The sequence below is a fragment of the Paenibacillus sp. MER 180 genome (assembly GCF_023713665.1).
Classification (GTDB): domain Bacteria; phylum Bacillota; class Bacilli; order Paenibacillales; family Paenibacillaceae; genus Paenibacillus_B; species Paenibacillus_B suaedae.
Window position 1 is genome coordinate 22295 of record NZ_JAMAVT010000032.1, and the last position, 8121, is coordinate 30415.

The 8121-nt window shown below is 41.4% G+C and carries 6 protein-coding genes; all 6 read left to right on the forward strand.

Annotated elements, in window-relative coordinates; translation table 11 throughout:
* The first annotated feature begins 13 nt into the window (after positions 1-13).
* The 6 genes from M3661_RS28855 (at position 14) to cas1b (ending at position 7998) form a co-directional block, all read left to right on the forward strand.
* Positions 14-1921: a hypothetical protein gene (locus M3661_RS28855; protein WP_251490677.1), complete on the forward strand. Its 1908-nt coding sequence runs from the start codon at positions 14-16 to the stop codon at positions 1919-1921.
* A 26-nt stretch (positions 1922-1947) separates the two neighbouring features.
* The gene (locus M3661_RS28860; RefSeq protein ID WP_251490680.1) at positions 1948-2937 is read left to right on the forward strand and encodes a type I CRISPR-associated protein Cas7; all 990 of its coding nucleotides are present in this window, start codon (positions 1948-1950) and stop codon (positions 2935-2937) included.
* 11 nt (positions 2938-2948) lie between these two features.
* Positions 2949-3749 carry a type I-B CRISPR-associated protein Cas5b gene (gene cas5b / locus M3661_RS28865; protein ID WP_251490682.1) on the forward strand — a complete coding sequence of 267 codons (801 nt, stop codon included), beginning with the start codon at positions 2949-2951 and terminating at the stop codon, positions 3747-3749.
* 81 nt (positions 3750-3830) lie between these two features.
* Positions 3831-6509, forward strand: coding sequence for a CRISPR-associated helicase Cas3' (gene cas3 / locus M3661_RS28870; RefSeq protein ID WP_251490685.1), 2679 nt, complete (start codon positions 3831-3833; stop codon positions 6507-6509).
* On the forward strand, positions 6506-7000 hold the full coding sequence (locus tag M3661_RS28875) for a CRISPR-associated protein Cas4 (RefSeq protein WP_251490688.1): 495 nt from the start codon (positions 6506-6508) through the stop codon (positions 6998-7000). The genes cas3 and M3661_RS28875 overlap by 4 nt, the downstream gene beginning before the upstream one ends.
* Before the next feature lie 17 nt (positions 7001-7017).
* Positions 7018-7998, forward strand: coding sequence for a type I-B CRISPR-associated endonuclease Cas1b (cas1b, locus tag M3661_RS28880; RefSeq protein WP_251490691.1), 981 nt, complete (start codon positions 7018-7020; stop codon positions 7996-7998).
* The last annotated feature ends 123 nt before the right edge of the window (positions 7999-8121 follow it).

Genomic DNA, 8121 nt, shown 5'->3' on the forward strand with positions numbered 1-8121 from the left:
GGAGGGGCTGGACTTGCTGCATGACATATCAGATAGTTATTTGCTGGCCAAAGGTAAGTTTCCTAATATCGTCTTCGATTCTCACCAACCGAAAGAGGGTTTATATATCCGATTGCGGCTTGATCAGAGCTGGGAACAGCAAGCTGAGCAATTCACCCAGAATCATATCATTATCCAAGCGAAGGAAGATGCAGCACCGAATCAGCAACAATTGTATGATTGGTTTATCATACGGGATTACTATAGTTCACTTATTACAATGAACAAAGCAGTAGATCCGGGCAAGCAAATCCATAGCAATAATCCATTTGCACTGTATGCCAAGCGTGAGGTGTTCCTGGGTGAGAAGCAGGGCGGCAACAAGTCTACCCTGCAGGATCATGTAAATCGGTTTCTGGATATGACGAAGCCGAATGAGATTCAGCAGAAGTGGAACAGTCTGCTCCCGAAAAAGTTACAAAAAGGTGCCGACGCGCTAACTCCTGATATCTTGTTCAGCAATACAGAATACGCAGCAGCACTGGAATATCTCTTTAGTAACGAACGAAGTGAACGTGTTGCTAGAGTTGCTGCATGGTACACGGACAATTTACAACACTTGACGGAGTTTATTAAATCCATTGAATTTAAAAATTACATAAAACTGTTCTTCATTTCTACGCAAGATGACCACACCTTAGAATCACGACCATGTGAGCAGATGTATAGGCTAGAGCACCTCCTTTATACCATTCCGAAAATATATAACAGCAATGATTATAACCAAATAGTTGATGGGCAATTAGTTGGATTGCCGAGCTTCAACGTCAGCATGAATAGTAAAAAGCCATATCTTGAACATAAAAGTATGCGCGTGCAGGTTCCTATCCGTGTACCCCTGCAGAACGCTATTTTAATTAAGCAAGCATCGGAATGGCTTTTATCAAAACCGAAAAATGTAATGAACAAGCTTTCTTACGTGAAGGACTTCACTTTATCATCCACCGCTAAGCCTGAAGGCGCTTATCACGTTTATATAGACGGGAAAGAGAATGAAGTTCTAGATTATGAGAACGTTCCTTTCCCTACGGAAGTGTCAGTAGAAATCAGATTTAACAATGTATTAGGGATTACGATGGGGAAAGAGAAAATGAGAAAAGAGTATCCCCGTATCGAAAATGTCGAGCAGTTGCAGCGAGAAATTAGTCGCCAATTTTTCAGGGGACGCATGAATGAACAGTTTGTGCGTGCTGAACCTAAACCGAAAAACAAGGAGTTTACCTCTGTTATGGCAGCGCTGTTCATGCAGAGTAGACAAGCTTTTCATGACTGGTTGTATAAAGGGACGGAGATCACAATTCGTCCGCTTTTTGCACGCACTACATTGCGGCTCATTCAGGAGCAACTGATGTATGTGGAACCTGCCGGACAGAACAATGGGTATTCGCTTGACTTGCGCTGGCTTGCGGATGCAATGAACCTTAGACTGTCGTTAATATCTTATTTAGAACGGTATGAAGGAGGAATGACAGTGTCAGACCGTATTGCAGAAGTGATGAATTCGTTAAAGACGAAGCTGGAGTCTGGTAATAGTGGTTGTATCTGTAGCGATGATAACGAATATTATTTCCTAGTGGGACAACTTGCCTATTACTTGAAAAGTCAATCAGAGGCGCAGCAGAAGACAGGTGACTTATTAGGGCCGTTCCTGATGGCGAAACGCAGTGAGCAGATGAAAGTTCGCTTACAAGAAGCCTATATTCTGCATAAGCACAAGATTAGACTTCAACATGTGAAGTTCAATCGGGCATTTTCGAGTGTGTTTGGTTATGTACCGGATGCTGATATGGATGAAGACGGCATGGAAATGTTTATGGCTGGCTTGTTCGCAGATAACTGGTTCTATGAGAAAAGCGAGAAATCTAGCAATTCCGAAGATTAATTTAGGTACTGAGGAGGAAGATCGCAATGGCGAAGAAGAATAACCGGGTCGTAGGATTGATTGGAATTGTAAGCAGAATGGCGAATTGGAATGCGGATTTTTCAGGTCATCCGAAGACGATTAGCAGCGGACAAATATTCGGCAGTGACAAAGCTCTGAAATATAGCATTAAGCGATATTGGGAGGAAGAAGGCCACAAAGTGCTGTATATCCGCTCCTATAAGATGGCGGCAGGAAAGGGGAAAGAGGCGGATAAATTGCAGCCTCGCTCACTTGATGAGCGCTATGAAGAATTATTTGGAGAGAAAGTATCTTCAAGCTCATCAGAAGTTTTAACTCGGTTATTTCAGTGTATAGATGTCATGAACTTTGGCGCTACATTTGCGGTAAAAGAACAAAATATTGGCCTAGCAGGTGCTGTACAGATTGGACAAGGATTCAATAAATGGGGGAGAACTTCTGTTGAAGTACAGGACATTCTATCGCCGTTCCGTAATTCGAATGAAAAAAGCGCTGACAAGGATGCTACTTCAATCGGTAAAAAGACGACAGTAGATGAGGCACACTACATTTATCCATTTTCCGTGAATCCGAAGCATTATGATCATTATTTGGAGCTTCCAGGCATGGAAGAATTCGAAGGATACACAGAAGAAGCGTACGAAGCCTTCAAGCAAGGAGCATTGATCGGAGCAACGATGCAGAATACGAATAGCAAGTCGGGGGCGGAGAATGCTTTTGCCTTATTTATCGAGTTCAAAGCAGACGTCCCAGCTTATATGCCGAATCTTGATCCATATGTTTCTATTAGAAAAAATAAAGATCAAACCATTTACGATTTAACAGCTATTGAATCTCTATTATCCGATGCAGATGATTGCATAGAGTGCGTAGAAGTGTATGTAAATCCTTATGCGGCGAATGTCGAACTAGCATATCCTCGGGCGAGTTACTTTAATATCTTTACACGTAAAGCGATTGCCCGGGAGAAACAGGAGATGGCTGGTCAGCGATAGGAGGGACAACGATGAGAGCACTCCGATTCGAGCTTAGTGGTGAAACTGCTTTTTTCAAGAAGCCAGATGTCAACGTTCATGCTTATTTTACATATAGTCACATTCATAAGGTTGCATTATGTGGATTGCTTGGCGCAATTATCGGTCTTAGCGGATACGCTCGACAGCATGAGCGCAATAGGATGAGGTCTACAGGTTCCAAGGCGGATGGAAGCGAGATTGCAATTTTTCCGGAATTTTATGAGGTGCTTCGGGATATTAGAATCAGTATTGTTCCTCATGGGGATCGGGGATATTTCCCTAAAAAAATTCAAATCTTTAACAATACAGTAGGTTATGCAAGCCAAGAAGCGGGCGGAGTATTGAATGTACGAGAGCAATGGATTGAGCGTCCGCATTGGACTGTCTATATAGCGGACTGTAAGGGGTTATCAGATCAGGTATTTGAAAAACTAGCTGATTATATATTGAACTCCAAAGCGGAGTTTATGCCGTACTTAGGAAAAAATGATCATCCCGCTACTATCTTGAAGCCATGTTTGATCGAACTGCAACATTTGGATGAGGCCCCGTATTATATAGATTCTTTACGGGCAGCCCACATTGGATGTGATGCTCGCGGAACTATTAAAAATAGAGGACTGCAGAGTTACTTTAAGGAACATATGCCTGTAGGCTTAAATGCAGATAATAATGGATATGTCACGCAACCGTTGGTATACACCAATCAAGAGATTGATCCGGATACGCTGGAGGAACCCGATTGGAGCAGACTGTACGCAGATGGTGATCAAACATTGTATTTTCTATAATAGAGCATCACATTAAGCGCAGCTGGAAAGGGGTGTTTTCGAATCCTTTTCAGCTGTTCTTTGTACTAGGGAGGTATTGAAATGCCATCGGAAACTCACATCGAGAAGTGGCTAACGGATGAAGCAATAGGAAAACTGCATGCACATCGTCCAAATGATGAGAGTTCACGCGCAGCAGAGACAATTGAGGAGCATAGTGATCTCGTTATGCAGTATGCAGAGTTGCTAATGACCAATAATGGAGCAGGCGAAGCTGTGGAACGGGCAATTAAGCTTCTAAAAATTGACGGAGAAGAATTGAGTGAATCTGTAAGGAACATCGTTCGGAGATATTTTGAACAGGCGATCTATCTTCACGACCTTGGAAAGGTAAATCCCGCGTTTCAGTGGAAGAAGATGAAGAACGGAGTGGTAGGTCAGCGTGGCAAGCTGGGAAACAGTCACCATTCCTTGTTATCTTCGGTATTGTATCTACATATATATTTGTCTGAATTACGAATCATGGAACAATCAGGCGAATTATCTTCAGGCAAGCGCCGTAACAAGAAGATATTCGCTTTTTTGCGTCATGTTCTATATGTATTTGCTTATGCAATTTCCCGTCATCATACCTATTTAGGTGATTTGGAGGAACCTGCTGGCGATCAATTAACTGTATTTGAAAAAGATATTCAGCGCATGCATGAACTGGTTCGAGAGAACCCTGATTATGTGTTCTACTATCGGCAGAAAGATTCCTTATTGCAGAACGAAGCTTTATTTCAAGATATTATGGCGGCCAGAAATGAACGATTTACTGACATGCATCCGCCATTTCCAATGTACAACCTAGTCAAGCTCCTGTATTCCATTTTGGTATCGTCAGATTTTCGGGCTGCTTATCATTATGCAGAGCAAAAAACGGTTGAGTTGCAGTATTTCGGGAAAGCGGTTCCCCTTCAGCCAGTCATTGATGCCTATCAGCGGGGCGAAATATACAAAGGAATCATGCGCTATCAGCAAAATCCGGAAACTTCGGAAATAAGCGAGATGAACCGTTTGCGCGCTATGCTGTTTCTGGAAACGGATAAACGATTGCTGGACAATATCAACGAACACATCTTTTATCTTGAAGCCCCTACCGGATCGGGAAAGACCAATATGTCGATTAATCTTGCCTTACAATTGCTTAATAGCAATGTAGGTCTTAATAAACTAATTTATGTGTTTCCTTTCAATTCGCTCATCGAACAAACCAAGAAAACCTTGGATGATGTGTTTGCTCCAATAGCGTCTAATCAGTACAAAATCGAAGTCATTAACTCGATTACACCTATGATAACCGTCTCCGAGCAGGAAGCGGTAGAGGGAAAAGATGAGAATAAACGCGAACCAGACTTTGAATATAAATCGATTCTTTTACAGCGTCAGTTGCTTCAATACCCAGTGACTTTAACCTCACACGTTAATCTGTTCAGTTATTTATTTGGAACGGGAAGAGAGTCGAATTTGGCATTTGCCCATCTGTGCAACAGTGTCATTGTTCTAGATGAAATACAGAGCTATCGGAACGTATTGTGGAAGGAAATCATTCACTTTCTAAGGTCTTTTGCAGAGATTTTGAACATGAAGATCATTATTATGTCTGCCACATTGCCGCAATTGGATTATTTGTTGGAACGAACAGCTGAGGACAAGTGTGCAGAGACGTATTCCTTGGTACATAGCAGTGAAAAATACTTTACTCATCCGCTCTTTCGTGATCGGGTACAGCTTCATTTCGAATATTTAGCAGAAGGAAGAATCGATATGGAGCGCCTGCTGGATCATGTTGTTGAGCTATTTCAGGAACGTAAGCAGCGGGGAAAAAGCAACCGCATCTTGATCGAGTTTATTAGTAAGAACTCAGCACGCATTTTCTATGATATGATTCGTCAACATGTAGGCATGTCTGTCTATGAATTAACAGGTGACGATAGCCACTATTATCGCAATGAGCTGTTGAAGCTGTTAGGAAAAGACGAGAATGGTAACTTTCTCACACAAGAGGTAATTGTAGTAGCTACCCAAGTGATTGAAGCGGGTGTGGACATTGATATGGATATCGGCTTCAAAGATATTTCATTGCTGGACAGCGAAGAACAATTTCTTGGGCGTATAAATCGCTCCTGTAATCGAGCGGATTGCCATGCTTTTTTCTTCGATATGGACAAGGCGAATATGATCTATCGCAGTGATTGGCGTACAGAGTATGATCTCCATCATGCAAACTATCAACAAATGCTGCGTCATAAGAACTTTCAAGAGTTCTATCAGTTGAATATGAGGCGAATTCTGGAGTCTCGTCAGCGAGCGGATCAGAACAGTTGGAATTATTTCATCAATGACGTGCAGTGTCTGAACTTCCCGGCAATACAACGACATATGGAGCTTATACCCGATAAGAACGTTTCTTTATTTCTTAACTATAATTTGGATACAGAAGAGGGTAAATTATGCGGTGAAAGCGTATGGAGAGACTATGTTCGTCTAGTTAGCGATCGACAGATGGATTACTCTGAGCGAATGGTCAGATTATCTATTGTAAGGCAGCAGATGAACTATTTTACTTACACGTATCGTGTTGTGAATGGAGAAACTCCGCGCATATATACGGAGCGAATCGGATCGCTGTATTATGTTCCGAATGGAGAGGAATATATGGATTGGAATGAGCAGACAAGGGCCATGAAGTTCAATCGGTTCGCTTATGAGCAGGATGAAAGGGGGCCTCTGCTTTGAAAATAACAGGAACAATGGTGAATTATTATATTCACTGCCGCAGACAATGCTGGCTATTCGCAAATGGTGTGAAATTGGAAGATGACAGCGAAGATGTGCGTATCGGCAAGATTATGCATGAGTTGCAAAGCGAAGGCAAACAAAATCGGGAAGTAGCAATTGAAGGCATTAAGGTAGACAAGCTTACGGATCGTTATGTGACAGAAATAAAGAAATCTGATGCGGATGTTGAGGCTACGAAATGGCAGACGCTTTATTATATGTATGTTCTGAAGCAAAAAGGGATGGAGCGCAAAGGAATGCTTCAGTTTATTGAACGTAATAAAGGAACGAGCAGGACGATTGAACTGGAGCTCGATGCGAATACGGAGGAAGAGCTAGTTATATTGCTGAAAGAGTTAAAGGCATATATTCATCAAGAACGGCCAGATAAGGCTGTTGAAGATAAGAAATGCAAACGTTGTGCTTATTACGCTTACTGTTTTCTTTAAACATGGGAGGGGAATACATGTCTAGAAACAAGTCTGCTTCTTCAACAAGATATATTCGAACTCCAGGGACACTGGGAAGAGAGGATAACTCTTTAACCTTTCGCAATGAGAAAGGAATTATTCATTTGCCGATTCACGGAATTAAGGAACTCTACTTGTTAAATGAAATATCGCTGAACAGTAAGCTGTTTTCATTTTTATCAACTGCGGGAATAACCGTTCACTTCTTTGATTATTATGGTCATTTTAGAGGAACCTTCTATCCGAAAGAAGCGAGGGTTAGCGGGAAAGTGAAGCTATTGCAGGCCAAGGCTTGTCTGGAACGAAGGATGCCAATTGCCAAAGCATTTGTTTTAGCGATTGCACTTAATATTCACGAAGTGCTCTATCATTATTACAAACATGGGAATAAGGAGATCAAACCTTATTTGGATTGGTTAAAGCAAGATGTCCCTTGCCTGTTGGACAAAATTAATGATATTCCCCGTCTTCTTAGCGTGGAAGGTGAGATATGGCGACGGTTTTATGATACTTTCAAGACATTTTTACCTGAGGATTTTAAAATGAACAAGCGGGTTAAGCGACCGCCAGATAATCCTTTAAATGCCATGATTAGTTTTGGAAATATGATTTTGTACACGAAAACGATAACTCAAATCTATCATACTCATCTCGATCAGAGCATTAGCTTTTTACATGAACCAAGTGACCGACGGTTCTCTTTAAGTCTTGATTTATCAGAACCTTTTAAACCGTTACTTGTATATCGAACGATTTTTGAACTTGTAAATAATCGCAGAATCCAAGTAGGAAAGCATTTTGAGAAAAAGTATAATTATTGCCTTCTTAATGATGCGGGGCGAGATGTTTTTATAACAGCGTTAGAGGAGCGGATGGAGCAAGTATTCGATCATGGAACATTAAAAAGAAAGATAAGCTATTTAACCGCTATTAAGTATGATGCGTATAAATTAAAAAAACACATTGTTGAAGAATGAAGTGCTCCCTGTCAAGTGGACAGTTTAAAAAACAAAAATGGTTAGTTTAGATACCTCAGCTCATATGAATAGAGCTGAGGTATCTTTATTATGAAGCTCGTCGGTACTCGTTAGGTGAAAAGC

Bases quoted from the DNA above. Each gene is read 5' to 3' on its own strand.
- M3661_RS28860 (WP_251490680.1), top strand. From the start codon at position 1,948: ATGGCGAAGAAGAATAACCGGGTCGTAGGATTGATTGGAATTGTAAGC.
- cas5b (WP_251490682.1), top strand. From the start codon at position 2,949: ATGAGAGCACTCCGATTCGAGCTTAGTGGTGAAACTGCTTTTTTCAAG.
- cas3 (WP_251490685.1), top strand. From the start codon at position 3,831: ATGCCATCGGAAACTCACATCGAGAAGTGGCTAACGGATGAAGCAATA.
- cas1b (WP_251490691.1), top strand. From the start codon at position 7,018: ATGTCTAGAAACAAGTCTGCTTCTTCAACAAGATATATTCGAACTCCA.